Source organism: uncultured Roseibium sp. (assembly GCF_947494555.1).
Classification (GTDB): Bacteria; Pseudomonadota; Alphaproteobacteria; order Rhizobiales; family Stappiaceae; genus Roseibium.
The window spans coordinates 590,870-606,039 of sequence record NZ_CANLVF010000001.1; the positions used below are offsets into that span (position 1 = coordinate 590,870).

The 15,170-nt window shown below is 57.5% G+C and carries 12 protein-coding genes; 9 read left to right on the forward strand and 3 right to left on the reverse strand.

Annotation, left to right across the window (positions count from 1 at the left end; translation table 11 throughout):
* The first annotated feature begins 2 nt into the window (after nucleotides 1–2).
* On the forward strand, nucleotides 3–887 hold the full coding sequence (locus tag Q0915_RS02615) for a DUF5666 domain-containing protein (protein ID WP_299472964.1): 885 nt from the start codon (nucleotides 3–5) through the stop codon (nucleotides 885–887).
* A 58-nt stretch (nucleotides 888–945) separates the two neighbouring features.
* Here Q0915_RS02615 and Q0915_RS02620 read toward each other — a convergent pair whose 3' ends face one another.
* A complete protein-coding gene (locus tag Q0915_RS02620; protein WP_299472966.1) occupies nucleotides 946–2,307 on the reverse strand; it encodes a PLP-dependent aminotransferase family protein in 1,362 nt (453 codons plus the stop codon).
* A 128-nt stretch (nucleotides 2,308–2,435) separates the two neighbouring features.
* Here Q0915_RS02620 and Q0915_RS02625 point away from each other — a divergent pair, with 128 nt between their 5' ends.
* The gene (locus tag Q0915_RS02625) at nucleotides 2,436–3,311 is read left to right on the forward strand and encodes a DMT family transporter (RefSeq protein WP_299472968.1); all 876 of its coding nucleotides are present in this window, start codon (nucleotides 2,436–2,438) and stop codon (nucleotides 3,309–3,311) included.
* A gap of 34 nt (nucleotides 3,312–3,345) precedes the next feature.
* On the opposite strand, the gene Q0915_RS02630 is transcribed toward Q0915_RS02625, so the two are convergent.
* Nucleotides 3,346–4,986: a hypothetical protein gene (locus Q0915_RS02630; RefSeq protein ID WP_299472970.1), complete on the reverse strand. Its 1,641-nt coding sequence runs from the start codon at nucleotides 4,984–4,986 to the stop codon at nucleotides 3,346–3,348.
* A gap of 395 nt (nucleotides 4,987–5,381) precedes the next feature.
* Between Q0915_RS02630 and Q0915_RS02635 the strand changes: the two genes are divergently transcribed.
* Nucleotides 5,382–8,750 (forward strand): Ig-like domain-containing protein, encoded by a 3,369-nt coding sequence (locus Q0915_RS02635; protein ID WP_299472972.1) that lies wholly within the window; start codon nucleotides 5,382–5,384, stop codon nucleotides 8,748–8,750.
* Between the two features lie 97 nt (nucleotides 8,751–8,847).
* Here Q0915_RS02635 and Q0915_RS02640 read toward each other — a convergent pair whose 3' ends face one another.
* Nucleotides 8,848–9,603: a GntR family transcriptional regulator gene (locus tag Q0915_RS02640; RefSeq protein WP_299472974.1), complete on the reverse strand. Its 756-nt coding sequence runs from the start codon at nucleotides 9,601–9,603 to the stop codon at nucleotides 8,848–8,850.
* A 222-nt stretch (nucleotides 9,604–9,825) separates the two neighbouring features.
* Between Q0915_RS02640 and Q0915_RS02645 the strand changes: the two genes are divergently transcribed.
* The 6 genes from Q0915_RS02645 (at nucleotide 9,826) to Q0915_RS02670 (ending at nucleotide 15,134) form a co-directional block, all read left to right on the forward strand.
* On the forward strand, nucleotides 9,826–10,815 hold the full coding sequence (locus Q0915_RS02645) for an ABC transporter ATP-binding protein (RefSeq protein ID WP_299472976.1): 990 nt from the start codon (nucleotides 9,826–9,828) through the stop codon (nucleotides 10,813–10,815).
* Between the two features lie 61 nt (nucleotides 10,816–10,876).
* Nucleotides 10,877–12,169, forward strand: coding sequence for an extracellular solute-binding protein (locus Q0915_RS02650; RefSeq protein WP_299472978.1), 1,293 nt, complete (start codon nucleotides 10,877–10,879; stop codon nucleotides 12,167–12,169).
* Complete coding sequence (locus tag Q0915_RS02655; protein ID WP_299472980.1) at nucleotides 12,166–13,116, forward strand: ABC transporter permease; 951 nt, start codon at nucleotides 12,166–12,168, stop codon at nucleotides 13,114–13,116. Before Q0915_RS02650 ends, Q0915_RS02655 begins: the two co-directional genes overlap by 4 nt.
* Before the next feature lie 2 nt (nucleotides 13,117–13,118).
* A complete protein-coding gene (locus Q0915_RS02660; RefSeq protein WP_299472982.1) occupies nucleotides 13,119–13,958 on the forward strand; it encodes an ABC transporter permease in 840 nt (279 codons plus the stop codon).
* 7 nt (nucleotides 13,959–13,965) lie between these two features.
* Nucleotides 13,966–14,688 (forward strand): aspartate/glutamate racemase family protein, encoded by a 723-nt coding sequence (locus Q0915_RS02665; RefSeq protein WP_299472984.1) that lies wholly within the window; start codon nucleotides 13,966–13,968, stop codon nucleotides 14,686–14,688.
* Between the two features lie 119 nt (nucleotides 14,689–14,807).
* Nucleotides 14,808–15,134, forward strand: coding sequence for a hypothetical protein (locus Q0915_RS02670; protein WP_299472987.1), 327 nt, complete (start codon nucleotides 14,808–14,810; stop codon nucleotides 15,132–15,134).
* Nucleotides 15,135–15,170 lie beyond the last annotated feature (36 nt).

Below are 15,170 nucleotides of genomic sequence, written 5' to 3' on the forward strand. Positions count from 1 at the left end.
CAGTGCTCCTCCGTTTCATCGCAGTTGCTGCAGTTTTTCTCGGCGTGCACCCGGCATTTGCTGAAGAAAAAGAAGAACGCGAAGGTGGCATCGTCGGCACGGGCATTGTCGGTGAGATCACCGAACTCGGCAGCATCCTTGTGAATGGTCAGAAAATCGAAATCATCAACGACTTGCCCGTGACGGGGTCGGTTCCGGATATCACCGCTGGCGCTCTCAAGCCCGGACAGACGGTGGCGGTGGTGGCAGCTCTGGAAGGCGAGACCTGGAAGGCGCTCGGTATCCGGCAGGTGCTTCCTCTTGTCGGGCCCGTCGAAGCGGTTGGCGACGGATCGCTGAGCGTCCTGGGGACGACCATCGACCTCGGAGCACTGGCAATTGCGGTGGATGAAGGGGATTGGGTCGCGGTCAGCGGTTTCTGGCGCTCGGAGCGCATACTCGCAACGGCAATCGAGCACTTGCCGGACTGGCAAGGACCTGCCCAGGTAAGCGGAACATTCTTCGAAACAGACGGGGTTTTGCCTGCGAGAATAGGGGCCAGCGAAATTGCAGGGATAGATCCTCAACACATTTCTTCAGGTGCATTCGCCCACGTTACCGGCGCACCAATTCCCGGTGGGATTGATGCTAGCCGGCTTGAAACGACGCTTTTTGATGCTCCGGTCGGTATCATCCAGGCCGAGGGGTTCTTCTCCGACCCGGAGCCGGATGGACTCTACACCGTCCTTGGATCCGGACTGATTTCCTACACGGATCGCCCCGAGATGGTTCAATCCGGGACGCGGACAATTCAATGTGGTGCCAACGGCAGGCTGGGTGTTTTTACCGCCAATGATCTGTCGCCTGAAGAGATCGAGACAATCCGCAGAAAACTGGATTGCCTGTAAAAGCACAGCCTGGATGACTGGGAAAACAATCCTAAAACCTAATTCGGTTTTTGCGCATTCACTGTCGTGCACTTCCGATGAGGTCTGCGAGAATTTCAAAACACATCGGGTCCTGCATCTGGCTGACGTTGAACCGCATGAACGTTTCCTTGTCCAGCGCCACGGAAAAGACGTTTCCCGGCGCAAGCACCAGGCCTTTTTGAAGAGCCGTGCGGGCAACTTCCGTCGCGCTGCGTCCTTCGGGAAGTTCGCACCAGACAAGGAAACCACCCCGAGGCATGACCCACGGCGAGATACCGAGCGCACCGAGCCGGCCGATGACCTCATCGCGACTGCTGACCAGCCGGGTTTTCAGGGACTCCATATGCTTGCGGTAACTGCCATCGGTCAGAACAGCGTGAAGAAGGCCGGCTACCATCGGGCTGGGGCCGCTGAAGTTGGTGGCAACCTGCATGTCGGTAAGTGCCTCGATCCAGTCAGTCCGGGCGGCGATGTAACCGCACCTGCAGGCGGCCGAAAGTGTCTTTGAGAAACTGCCGACCCTCAGAACACGATCCAATCCGTCCAGTGCAGCAAGACGCGGAGAGAACTCCGGTTCAAACTCGGTGAAAATATCATCCTCGACCACCACAAGATCGTGCGCTTCGGCAAGCGACAACACGCGGTGCGCGACGGGAGCGGAAATCGTCGCTCCGGTCGGATTGTGAAGGGCCGAGTTGGTCAGATAGAGACGCGGGCGATGCTCTTGCAGAGTTTGTTCGAACTTTGCCAGATCGGGTCCGGTGCGCGTATAGGGTACGCTTCTTATCGATATCTGGTGTGCGCGCAGCAAGGCCTGGAAATTGAAGTAACAAGGATCATCGACAAGAACCGTGTCCCCGGGCCTAAGCAGCATGCGGCAGACAAGGTCCAACGCCTGTGAGCCGGAGCCCGTCAGAAGAACCTGGTCCGGGCCGACGGCGACGCCCTGATCGTGTAGCCGGTGAGACAGAAGGCTGCGCAACTTCGCGTCTCCCCTCGCACTGCCGTAGTTTGTCAGGATGTCGATATCTGCTGCTGCCATGGAGCGCATCGCCTTGCGCAAACTGGCAACAGGCATCCAGTCGGCAGGAAGCCAGCCGCATCCCGGCTTCGGCACATCTTCGCCTGTGTCGAGCGACTGCCGCGCCACCCACAGCGGGTCAATCTCTCGTTCCAGCTGGGGACCTGTTTCCGCGACTGCAAAAGGTTGCGGCTTGTCGGCAACGAAAAAACCGGCGCCGCGCCGCGCATGGATCAGGCCTTCCGCCGCCAGAAGATCGTAAGCCTCGACAACAGTTGAGGGTGAAACGTTCAGTTTTGCGGCGCAACTGCGAATGGAGGGCAATTTGTCTCCGGCGGCAATCGTGCGGGAAATGATCCGGCGTCTTACGTCGTCCATGACTAAATTGCGCCGCTCGGCCAGCTTCATCAAGAGTCCTCTGTATGGATAGAATAATCAGTACAGTTTCTTCATATTGTACTGGTTTGTATCTGTTAGTGCCATCCTGTGGGCGTTAAAAAGCACACATGAAATTGAACGTGATAGACACTTCGTTCGCCGGATGGGGAAGCGGTTTCCTGGGCGTACTGATCTTCAGCGGTTCGCTGCCGGCAACACGTGTTGCAGTCAGCGAGCTTGACCCGATGTTTCTGACGTCGGTGAGGGCGGTGATTGCTGCTTTGCTGGCATCTGCGATCCTGATGGTGTTCCGGCAACCCAGACCGGAAAGATCCGATCTTTTGTCCCTTGTGGTCGTTGCGGCTGGTGTGGTCGTCGGATTTCCTCTGCTGACTGCAACTGCCCTTCAACACATCACTGCGGCCCATTCGGTTGTTTTCATCGGTCTGCTTCCACTGGCAACGGGTGTTTTCGGTGTCCTTCGCGGTGACAAAAGGCCAAAACCGCTGTTCTGGGTTTTCTCGGTTTTGGGCAGTTTGGCCGTTGTAGCGTTCGCGCTCCGGCAAAACAGCGACGTGTCGCTTTTAGGGGATTCCCTCATGATTGCCGCGATACTTGCCTGCGGTCTTGGCTACGCGGAAGGTGCAATGCTTTCCCGGCGCCTCGGCGGCTGGCAGGTGATCTGCTGGGCACTCGTCTTGTCTCTGCCCCTGATGCTGGTCTTTGCACTCTTCTTCCGGCCGGACACCCTGGCGGGACTATCGGTGCCCGTCTGGATCAGCGTTGGATATGTCTCGCTGTTTTCCATGTTGATCGGCTTTTTCTTCTGGTACCGGGGGCTCGCACTGGGTGGGACGGCCGGGGTAGGTCAGCTGCAACTGCTCCAACCTTTCTTCGGCCTGATCCTCTCAGCCCTCCTGTTGTCGGAACCGACGCCTCCGCTCATGATTGCGGTGACCGTTTTCGTCGTCCTTTGTGTTGCCGGCGCGAAACGGTTCTCGTGAAACCAGTGGCTTGCGTGTTGTTAGGCCACTGGCCTCACGCCGCCTTGGCCTTGCTGCGGCAGTAGCAGGAGGCGTGGATCGGGACGGTTGCGCGGGCGGCAGCCTTGTCTAGAAGCAGTTTGACATGACGGGCTTCCGTCAGTTCGCCGCGTCTGACAAGGCACTCATGCAGACCGTGGAGGCTCCAGATATTCTGGGGGTGCTGACAGGCGCGCGCCAGCGTGTCGTCCAGTCCGAGATCGGCACGGTAAACCGCTTCGGCTTCCTCGAAACGGCTGTCTTCCAGAAGCAGAGCACCTAGGGCGTGCCGTGTCGGCTGCATCCAGCCCCAGGGTTCGTCGTAGAGCAGCGCGTCGTCGAGTTCCACCGACCGCCTCAAATGCGCCAGGCCTTCGTCGCGCTTTCCGGATTTGAAGGCGATTTCGCCGTCCATCATCGCCTCACCAATGGCCAGAACCGCGTCCGCAGTATTGTTGAAGACCATTCGGCTTTCCGGCACCGCTTTTCTTGCCGCAACTGCGCGTTCACGCTCCTGTGCCGCATCGTCAAGGCGGCCCAGATTCGCCAGGGCGACCGCGCGTGCCTGATGGATCGCCGCGGTGGTGTAGCAGTAGAGTTCTCTGTCGTCGGGGAAAGGCTCGTTCAGAATTTCGCTCCACTGGCCGAAACGAACCATGACGTGGATCTTCTTGCCATAAAAGGATTCAAACAGATCAGGCATGAAGCGAACGACTTCATCGGGCAGCATCCGCATCAGTTCTTCAGATGCCGCAAGCGCCTTTTCCGGCTGGCCGAGAAACATTGCGCCATAGGCCTCGAAGTGGACGTTATGGATGCGGTAGAGCGTGTAGAAGTTCTGCGGACCGGCGATTTCCTCGTATTTGCGGTCGACTTGTGCAGCCCGGTGGTTGCGCCAGACAACATTTTGATATTCGCCGCAAAGGACATCGATGTGGGTCGCCATATGGCAAAGATGCCCGCTGTCCGGCACCAGGTCGACGAGACGATCGCCATGTTTCAGGGCCTTTTCAGGGGTCGGTGACATTTCCATGAGGTGGATATACATATGCAAGAGACCCGGATGGTCCCATGCAGCAGAATTCGCTTCGAAGGCGGTTTCGAGCGCCGCTTGCGCTTCCAGCGTTGACGCTCCTTCCGCCGGACAGCCATTCGGGAGATCCCAGAGCTGCCAGGGCGAGCGGTTCATCAGCGCTTCCGCAAAGACCGTTACGACATCGAGGTCGCTTCGGTGGGTTGAATAGACCTGGCGCATCGCGTCGGCAAACGCATCATGCCAGGGCAGGTAGTCCTCAACGGTCGGGTCCTCCGGAAAGCGTTTGCCGATGGCCTCGATCAAAGCAATTTCAACGGGCTGCAGCTTGCCGGAGCAGGCAAGGCCTTTCTCGACGATCTCCGCGGCTTGCTTCAACACGGCAACGCGCTCGTCCGGTTCAAAGAACTCCCACGGCTTGTTGTAGTTCGGGCCGATGGCATAGGCGAGGCCCCAATGCGCCATGCCGCATTCCGGGTCGATTTGAAGGGCTTTTTCAAAACACTCTGCGGCGGCCTCGTGATTGTATCCGTAGAGCCAGACCAGACCCTGATCGAAAAGGCGCTGTGCATCCGCAGAGGTCGTCGATACCTTCCGGGAATAGGTTCCAAGGTCGAATTCCATGTCGGCGCCTCCCACAGTGTGTCGGGACCCACCAAAGACCCGCAGTCTCCGAAATTGTCCCTGTGCTTATTCAGACGCTTGATTGCCCCAACGTCAAGTTACGATTTGATCCCGTCTTCCTACCCGGTTCCCGGCACGGGTTCGATGAATTTGGTTTGGCTTTGAACGGAAATCTCAACGTTCGCAACAACATGTTTGCCAGCGCTTGTGTGGCAAACATTGTATTCGTATCTTGTGTTCATCTATCTGAAAAATATGGAATAATTCTAAACTTGAACTTTTTGTTCAGGCTTTACCGAATGTCGATTGACATCTCATGCCTTGAGAAATAATTGGACCTGAACCACCCAGCAGGCTCGCCAGGCAAATGTGTTTAATCAGTTTGGGAGCCTCTCATGGCACGCCTTATTTCGCGCGTTCAAAACGGCATTCTGGTCGGAGACCAGCGCCTGGATCAACTCTTGCTTCTTCAGGATCTCGACGGCGACGGCGTTGCGTCCGGCGCAGGCGAGACGACGGTCTTCTTCGATGAGACCAATGTGTCCGGACTGTCTCTGCCAACCAACAATGTCTTCACGGTTCATCAGTCCGTAGACAAGTCCGTCTACATGGGTGACGGCACTGCCGATGCGGTCTTCAAACTGAATGATTTGAACAATGACGGCGACGCGCAAGACGCTGGCGAAGCCAAGGTCTGGTTTTCGGCCGAAAACGCCGCCGGGTTCTCCACAATTACACCGAACGGTATCTACGAAGGCGCAGACGGTGCCATCTATGTCACAAACGCCGGCACTTCGTCGACACCCCAGGACGCGATTTACCGCACAGTCGATCTGAATGGAGACGGTGACGCAAACGACGAGGGTGAGGCAACCCTCTGGCTGGACCTACAGACCGTTATCGACACGGCAGTACCGTTCGACATCAGCTTTGACGGCAATGTTGCGTATCTGAACGACCTGACCGGAGCCGCGACTGATGCGATCTACCGGATCGAGGACAAAAACGGCGACGGAACGATCCAGCGCGACGAGGTCACGACGTTTATTTCCGACGACATGAATTTTGGCGCACCGGTCGATATTGCCAATGCCACCTCCGTTGACGGTTCGCTTTATACGCTCACCTGGTTCCCCGAGTTCGGTGAAGAGCTGAAGCTCTACCGATTGACCGATCTGGACGGCTCAGGCCAGATCGACGATCAGTCCGAGGCAGTTGAGGTCTGGAATGCCTCGGCGATGCCGGAGGGCTTCGGCGCTGAGATCGGCTTTTCCGTTGCTGCCGACGAGGATGGCAACCTTTCGCTTACCGCCAACACGTTCCGTGCGGCGAACAACGTCGTCCGCCTCAGCGACTTGAACGGAGACGGCGACTATCTCGATGAGGGTGAAACCAGCGTATTCGGCTCATCCGACTTTGACGGGCAACTCAACAGGCCGCGTGCGGTCGAGTTTTATGAAGGCAAGGCTGAAGTCACCGTGGCAACAGCCGGGGCTGGAAACCATTTCTCCGTCTTCCTGGATACGGAAACAAACACCCTTTACACGTCCGGTGAGAATGTCGTCGGCCAACTCGGTATCGGGACGACAGGTTTTGACGTGAAAACACCTGTCGAAGTCTCGATGCCGGAGGGTTTTGACAGCAAGATTGTGTCCGTTTCGGCAGGTTTGCTGCACACCACTTTCCTGACCGAGGATGGCGACGTTTACGCCTTCGGCTTCAACAATCGCGGGCCGCTTGGAACCGGTGATGAAGAGACACGTACGACGGCGACATTGGTCGAGGGGCTCGACGATGTGAACATCGTCACAATCGAAAACGGCAATAGCGTTTCCTACGCGATTTCCGATACCGGAACTCTTTATGCGTGGGGAACGAATTCCAACGGGCAGCTGGGGTTGGGCGATCAGGAAGAACGCCTTGAGCCGACCGTTGTCGAAGCATTGTCGAATGAAACCGTCGTCCTCGTGTCGTCCGGAACCGCGTTCACGCTCGCGCTGACCGCCGATGGCCAGGTCTGGGCCTTCGGCAGCAACACTGACGGACAGCTTGGATCACCGGATGCCCTGGAAGATGACGGCACACCTGCGCGCCGGTCCATTGAGCCGGTCCTGGTCGAGGGGCTACCAAGCAACATCATTTTCGTTACCGCGGATACGAAAACCTCCTACGCCGTAACAGCCGACGGTCGCGTCTTTGGTTGGGGTGAGAGCCGCTATGGGCAGTTGCTACAGGGCACGGACAATGGTGATGGCACATTCACAGCCGATACCACCGACGTGCTCGCACCGGTCGAACTCGTCGGGCTTCCGGGCAATGTCGTTGAGGTCAAGGGCGGGGCCCGCTGGGGAGCGGCGTTGACCGAAGACGGCGATGTCTACATGTGGGGCCCGAATGACGAAGGTCCGAGCGGCGGCCTCGACGGGGACCCTGCACTTGAGTCCGATGTCTTCTTTTATCCGACGCTGATCCCGCAGCTCGACGACGTCAACATCGTCGAACTCCATACCGGACCGAACTCGCTGATCGCGGTTGCTGACGACGGATCGGTCTTTACCTGGGGATCGAATTCGGATGGCCGTCTCGGGTTCTCGTCCGACGGTTCTGTCTATTTCCCGGTTGAAATCTCTCTTACCGGAGACGCAGAGCCCTTCCTGGTATCGGCATCGCCCGCCGACAACGAAGGGGACGTGTCGAACGATGCGGCTCTGATGCTCACATTCACCGAGGAAGTTGAGGCAGGTGAGGGTTTCCTCACGCTCGTCAATCGGGATACGGGTGAGAGGACGCAAATCGACGTCACAGATGAACGTCTCGTTCAATTCAACGGAACGGAAGTGATCGTGACCCCGCCCGAACATCTTCAGGCGGACGCCCGCTACGCCGTTGAAATCTCGGATGGTGCCTTCGTGGACCTGGATGGAAACAGTTTTGAGGGCATTGCCGAAGGCGATACGTCGACCTTCAATTTCACAGTCTCGGAAACGGCGGTTGCCTCCGAACAGGTCAAAGGAACACGCGAGGATGATCTTCTACGCGGCGGTGCCGACGATGACCGCATCAATGGCCGTGATGGCGATGACATCATCTCCGGTGCAGGCTGCAACGACAAACTGAATGGTGGCTGGGGCGACGACGATCTTCTTGGCGGTGAAGGCAACGACAAGCTGAATGGCGGCTGGGGAGACGACAATCTCTTCGGTGGTGAGGGTAACGACAGGCTGACCGGTGGCTGGGGTGAAGACATGCTGTTTGGCGGTGCCGGCAACGACCGGCTCTCGGGCGGCTGGGGTAACGATGTTCTCGACGGCGGCGCCGACGACGATCATCTCAGCGGAGGTACCGGCAAGGACGATATTTTTGGCGGTGAGGGTGATGACCGGTTGAAGGGGGACAGTGGCAACGATCTGCTTTCCGGCGGCGAGGGTAATGACCGACTTGAAGGCGGCAGCGGTAACGATATCCTCAATGGCGATACGGGCGACGATCTCCTGATCGGGGGCTGGGGTCAGGACACCTTCATTTTTGATGGCGGCAATGACGTCATCAAGGATTTTGATCCCGGTTTCAGCTGGTGGTTCTGGTCCCGGCAAGGCGACAAGGTGTCGATTTCAATCGAAGGCGTCGACAGTTTCAACGATTTGCTTGCGACAGCTTCGCAGCTGGGGCGCGATACAGTGTTTGAATTCAGCGAAACCGACAGCCTGACCCTGAAAGACACATTCGTGTTCTTTCTTGATGGCGACGATTTCCAGTTCGTCTGAATCGAGTGAAAATCGAGGCGCGGTTGACCTGCGCCTCGACATCAGCAGATCCCACACGTTGGCCAGTACCAAAACTCAAGCGAATTTGTTTCAGGATTCAGGCGGGTTTCAAAGCGTCCGCGAGCGATGAGCTCGGCTCTTTCTTCTCTCTCAGGTCCAGCCCGGAATGGAGGTCGATGATGTGGCTTTTCTGGATTTCCTCAGCGCCCGGGCCGTCCTTTTCAGAAAAGGCTTTCATGAGCGCATGGTGCGCATGGCTTTCGCAGGTCGTGTCTGCTCGTCGCCAGTAAAGAGCGATAATCAGCGACGATCTGGAAATCAGGGACCGGACCATCTGAGACAGGACCTGTTGGTCGGCGATATCCGCAATAGCGATGTGAAATGCGCCGGACAATGACAGCGCTTTGCCCATGTCCCCGGAATCGAGCGCGGCGTGTTCGGCGTCCAGATGCTTTTTCAATTTCTTGAGGTCCGCCGCCTTCATGACCTCGGCAGCAAGGCGGGCAATTCGAGGTTCGATGAGCGCGCGCGCTTCGAAGACTTCCTGCGCTTCGCGGATGCTGGGACGCGAAACGAATGCGCCGCGATTGCGGGCAATTGTGACAAGTCCCGAATGGGCGAGCGCCTGGAGAGCTGCGCGAACGACTGTACGGCTTGCGCCATAGATCTCGCCAACCTCGTCTTCCGACAATTTCATCCCCGGTGCCAGGCGGTGCTCGAGGATCGCCGAATGCAGTTCAAGGCATATGTCGTGTGTCCGTCCGGGTGGGAGCGGAAAGGTCTCGTGCGTGGCAGCGGCGCCAAACCCGTCTTGAACCGTCATCGATCTGGCCATGGAAACGTCATCATGCATCTGCTGTTCGTACTCAAATTATAGCGCTCGGTGTGTCCGATCGCAAATCCGATCGTATACAATTTTTCATCAGTTCGTATTTAAAATGATTAATTTTTGTGCGCGTTTGCTCGAGGCGTAGCGACAGTTTTGTCGGTAAATGGCAGAAAACTGCGGTTCTTTTCGATTGGCACGCGAAATGCAGATCTGTGCGTGACTTCGCGAGATGCAAAGGTGTGCCTGATGAAAAATACCGAAGACCTCGAACTGGTCGCAACGACCAAGCGTTATGGGGAAACGGTTGCCGTCAACGCGATCAGTCATCGGTTCAAGGCCGCAACATACTCCTGCCTCCTGGGTCCGTCCGGATGTGGCAAGTCCTCCACCTTGCGGATGATAGCAGGTCATGAGCATGTCAGCAGCGGCGACATTCTGCTGGGCTCCACCAATATTACCGATCTTCAGCCTGCCAAACGCGGTACGGCGATGATGTTCCAGAACTATGCGCTGTTTCCTCATCTGAGCGTTGTCGACAACGTTGCCTTTTCGCTCAAGATGCGCGGCGTCGACAAGGCGACGCGCCGGGCGCAGGCGCACGAGCGTCTCGAGCTTGTCGACATGGCAGCTTACGCCGACCGGTTGCCGTCGCAGCTTTCTGGCGGTCAGCAGCAGCGTGTTGCCCTTGCGCGCGCGCTCATCACGGAGCCATCGGTTCTATTGCTTGATGAGCCTCTGTCGGCTCTTGATCCGTTTCTTCGTATCCGCATGCGGCTGGAGCTCAAGCGGCTTCAAAGGGAACTCGGAATTTCCTTCATACATGTGACCCACTCGCAGGACGAAGCGCTGGCACTGGCCGATGAGATTATCGTCATGAATGACGGCGTGATCGAGCAGGCGGGCGCCCCCCGTGATGTCTTCAACACGCCGGTCACGGAGTTCGTTGCCCGGTTTATCGGCGGACACAACGTTCTTCATGTCGACGGGGCGCCGGTCGCCGTCAGGGCCGATCGTTTGCACGTCGCAAAGACCGCCGGCGAGGGCTCGGGCGTCGAAGCCAGCGTAAGAGACGTCGAATACCAGGGGGCCTCGGTCAACCTGGCTCTCGCGGTCAACGGTTTTGGTGACCTGACCGCGGCCCTCCCAGACCAGACTTTCTTCAATGATCCGATCGAAATTGGCGCGACCGTCTTCCTGTCCTGGAAGCCTGAGGATGCGCATTACCTGGCGGCTTAGAACGCCGCCGAAAAGCCCGGAGTGAAGGGCCAAGACCTCCAAGGGGAAGAGGAGTAGAGCAATGAGCAGCAAAGTAGACAGGAAAGGCGTCAGCCGCCGAAGCATTCTCAAGGGCGGTGCAGCTGCCGCGGGTGCCGCGCTCGGTTCAGGAGCCGTCACCGGTTTTCCGACAATCTGGGCTCAGAACATCAAGGATGTGACGCTCCGCCAGTTCGGTACTGGCGTGTCAAACCTGAATGAAGTTGCCGCCAAGGTGAAGGAAGATCTCGGTTTCACGCTTGAGATGACCGCACTGGACAGCGACAGCGTGACCCAGAGAGCGGCGACCCAGCCGAAATCCTTTGACATTGCGGACATCGAATACTGGATCTGCAAGAAGGTCTGGGGCGCCGGCAATCTGCAGCCGATGGAAACGTCCAAGATCAAGAATTACGACAAGATCGTGGGTATCTTCAAAAGCGGCAAACTGACGCCTGAATCCACGATCGCGCAAGGCACTGCGCCGCACACCGTCGGTTTCGTCGACGGCCCTGACGGCAAGACCTTCATGCCGGAAGAAACGGGCTGGATGACCCTGATCCCGACAATCTACAATGCCGACACGCTCGGTATCCGGCCCGACCTGATTGGCCGCCCGATCGAAAGCTGGACTGAATTGCTGAATCCGGAATTCAAGGGCAAGGCCTCCATTCTGGATATTTCCTCCATTGGCATCATGGATGCGGCAATGGTGTGTGAAGCCATGGGTGAAATCAACTACGGCGACAAGGGCAACATGACCAAGGAAGAGATCGACCAGACCATGGCGATCTTCACCGAGGCCAAAAAGAACGGACAGTTCCGCGCCTTCTGGAAATCCTTCGACGAGAGCGTCAACCTGATGGCGTCGGGCGAAGTTGTTATTCAGTCCATGTGGTCGCCGGCCATCACGGCGGTCCGTTCCAAGGGTATCCCTTGCGTCTATCAGCCACTGAAAGAAGGCTACCGCTCCTGGGGCGGCGGCATCGGCCTGTCCAAGAACCTGTCCGGCCTCGAGCTGGATGCGGCTTATGAATACATCAACTGGTATCTCGACGGCTGGGTCGGCGGCTTCCTGATGCGCCAGGGCTATTACTCCGCGGTTCCGGAAACGTCGAAGAACTATATGTCCGAAAACGAGTGGGGCTTCTGGTTCGAAGGCAAACCGGCAACGGAAGACATCGTCAATCCGTACGGTGATGTCATGGAAAAAGCCGGTTCCGTACGCGATGGTGGTGCGTTCCTGGAGCGCATGGGTGCCGTTGCCTGCTGGAACGCAGTCATGGACGAAAACCAGTACATGGTGCGCAAGTGGAACGAGTTCATCGCAGCATGATGAATTCACGAGCAGCTTCCTGCCCGGCGGATGGCCGGGCAGGGGGCGATCAGAAATCCTCTTCAAGTTCTGCAAGACCACGACGCCTGGACCCGTCCAGGCTGGCGGAGCGTGTCAGTTGGCTGCTGGCAACGCCGCTGGTCTGCATCCTCGGTTTCTTTTTGCTGTTGCCGATCGCGATCATCGTTGTTGTCAGTTTCTGGAACTACAACGAGTGGTCCTTCTTTCCGGATTTCATATTCGACAATTACATTTATCATCTGACCTCACCGGTGACCCTGGCGACCTATCTGAAGACGCTCAAGTTCATGGCCCTGACCTGGGTCTTCTGCGCCGCGATCGGATTCACTATTGCCTATTTTCTTGCGTTTCACGTTCAAACCCTGCCGATGCAGGTCGCACTCTTTCTGCTGTGCACGATCCCGTTCTGGACATCCAACATCATCCGCATGATTTCGTGGATACCGTTCCTCGGACGAAACGGAATTGCCAACTCGACGCTGATACAGCTAGGCGTGATCGACGCGCCACTTGAATGGCTTCTTTACTCGGACTTCGCGGTCGTGCTTGCGTTTGTCCACCTTTATGCGCTGTTCATGGTTGTTCCGATTTTCAACACCATGATGCGCATCGACAAATCGCTGATTGAAGCTGCACGCGATGCCGGGGCCAGCGGTGTTCAGATCCTTTTCAATGTCATCCTGCCGCTGTCCAAGCCGGGCATCATGATCGGGTCGATCTTCGTTGTAACGCTTGTGATGGGTGACTTCATCACGGTCCGGCACATGTCCGGTGGCCAGAGCGCCTCCGTCGGGCGGATCATCTCAAACGAAATATCCCTGCTGCAGTACCCGGCAGCTGCGGCATCCTCCGTGGTGCTTCTGTGCACGGTTCTCCTGATGATCGGCATCATGATGCGTTTCGTCGACATCAGAAAGGAGCTTTGATCATGGAACCAAGAAGCCGCTCCTTCTACGCTCTTGCCGCTTTCTTTGTGCTGTTCCTGCTGTTTCTCTACGGACCCGTCGTCACGATCGGGATACTCTCGTTCCAGGGTCCGCAAGGGGGGCTGACCTTCCCGATGAATGGTGTTTCCGTCCACTGGTTCTACGATCTGTTCGAAGAACAGGCTGTCGGCGATATCTGGGGCTCGTTTCGAAGGTCGCTTCTTCTGGGCCTGATGGTGATGAGCGTAACGGTGGTGGTGTCGGTCATGGGCGGGCTTGCCTTCCGGAACCGGTTTCGCGGCTCGAGCCTGCTGTTCTACGTGATCGTCGCCAGTCTGATCATTCCGTCCATTCTCGTGTCGCTCGGCGTTGGGCTGATCTTCAACATTCTCGACTGGGAAGTGCACTGGTCGACCTCGGGATTTGGCGCGCAGCTCACCTGGACGCTTCCGTTCGGTCTTCTGATCATGTTTGCCGTGTTCAACCGGTTCGACAAGTCCTATGAGGAAGCAGCGCGGGATCTGGGTGCCACGTCGTGGCAAACGATCCGGTTCGTGGTTCTTCCGATCATTGCGCCCATGCTGATCGGTGTCGCGCTGTTCGGCTTCACGCTGTCCTACGATGAGTTTGCACGAACGCTTCTGACCAGCGGTTCCTACAACACGCTGCCGTTGGAGATTTTCGGCATGACCACCAATGTCACGTCGCCCGTTCTTTATGCCTTGGGGACCCTGACAACCGTGTTTTCGCTGATCATCATCGGATCCTTCCTGGGAGGATTCGCCCTGTTGCGCCGCAGGCAGGCACGTCACGGGTCAGATGCCGGACGTGGTCTGGTATGAGGTCCGCATGACATCGGCCCCAAAGCACATTCTGGTCATCAATCCCAACACGACGGTTTCGATGACAGAGAAAATCGGCACTTGCGCCCGGTCCGCGTCGGCAGCGGAGACCCGAATAACGGCCATCAACCCCGTGTCCGGGCCTGCTGCCATCCAAGGCCCAATTGATGGAGAGGCGGCGCTGCCGGGGCTTTATGCGCTCGTCGATGAGGCTATGGCATCCGGCGTCGGATATGATGCCCTCATCATTGCCTGCTTTGACGACACCGGATTGTGGCCCCTCAAGAGGCGATTGAAAATTCCCGTGCTTGGTATCGGCGAAGCCGCCTATTATCTGGCAGCTCTGAGAGCCGAGATGTTTTCCGTCGTCACCACATTGCCTGTTTCAGTTCCGGTTCTGGAAGAAAACCTGAAGCGGCAGGGCCTTGCGCATCGGTGCGGCAGGGTTCGCGCCTCGAGCGTGCCCGTACTGGAGCTTGAAGAGGCGGGCTTGGAGGCGAAACGCAAAATCCGCAGCGAGATCGCCAAGGCGCTTGCCGAGGACGAAGCCGGCGCCATTGCGCTCGGGTGCGCAGGAATGGCGGATCTTGCACGCGAATTGGCCGATGAGTTCAAAGTGCCGGTTATCGATGGTGTCGCGGCTGCGACCCGGCTGGCAGAGGCCGCTATCGATCTCAGCCGTATGGAGACGGTGTCCGGCCTCGAAACCTCGCTTGAATTCGGACCGTGAATGGCAGTGGCGCATGCGCCAGCGAGCTCTCCGCGGAGATCAAATGCTCTCGTGCTCCTCACAATAGTGTGAAGCTGCGTGTCTAGGTTTCGTTAACCCGCTTCGGTAAATTGTTGTTCATGTTTCGGATTTTACTCATTGTCGGCCTTTTGATAGCCGGCGTGCAACAGGGTTTTGCACGCGGTGCCGTCGATGTGTCTGAAACTGAAGCACAGGTGATCATGTCGATGGACCAGGCGGATTCGCAATTGTCGGAAGACGAGTGTTGCGATGAACAGCCGGTCGCCGAAACCAAGCCCTCTTTCTGCAAGAATTCCGAATGCAAGGCGGTGATGGCATCGGTCATGTCTGTCTCTCTCAAGGGACAGGATCATCCCGACTGGGCATTACACCGTCAACAGGCCTCCGCGCAGAAACGGCTGGAACCCAAGCCACCCAATTCCTGACATTCCGAATGAAGCGGCGGACCTGAGCGTCCGCCC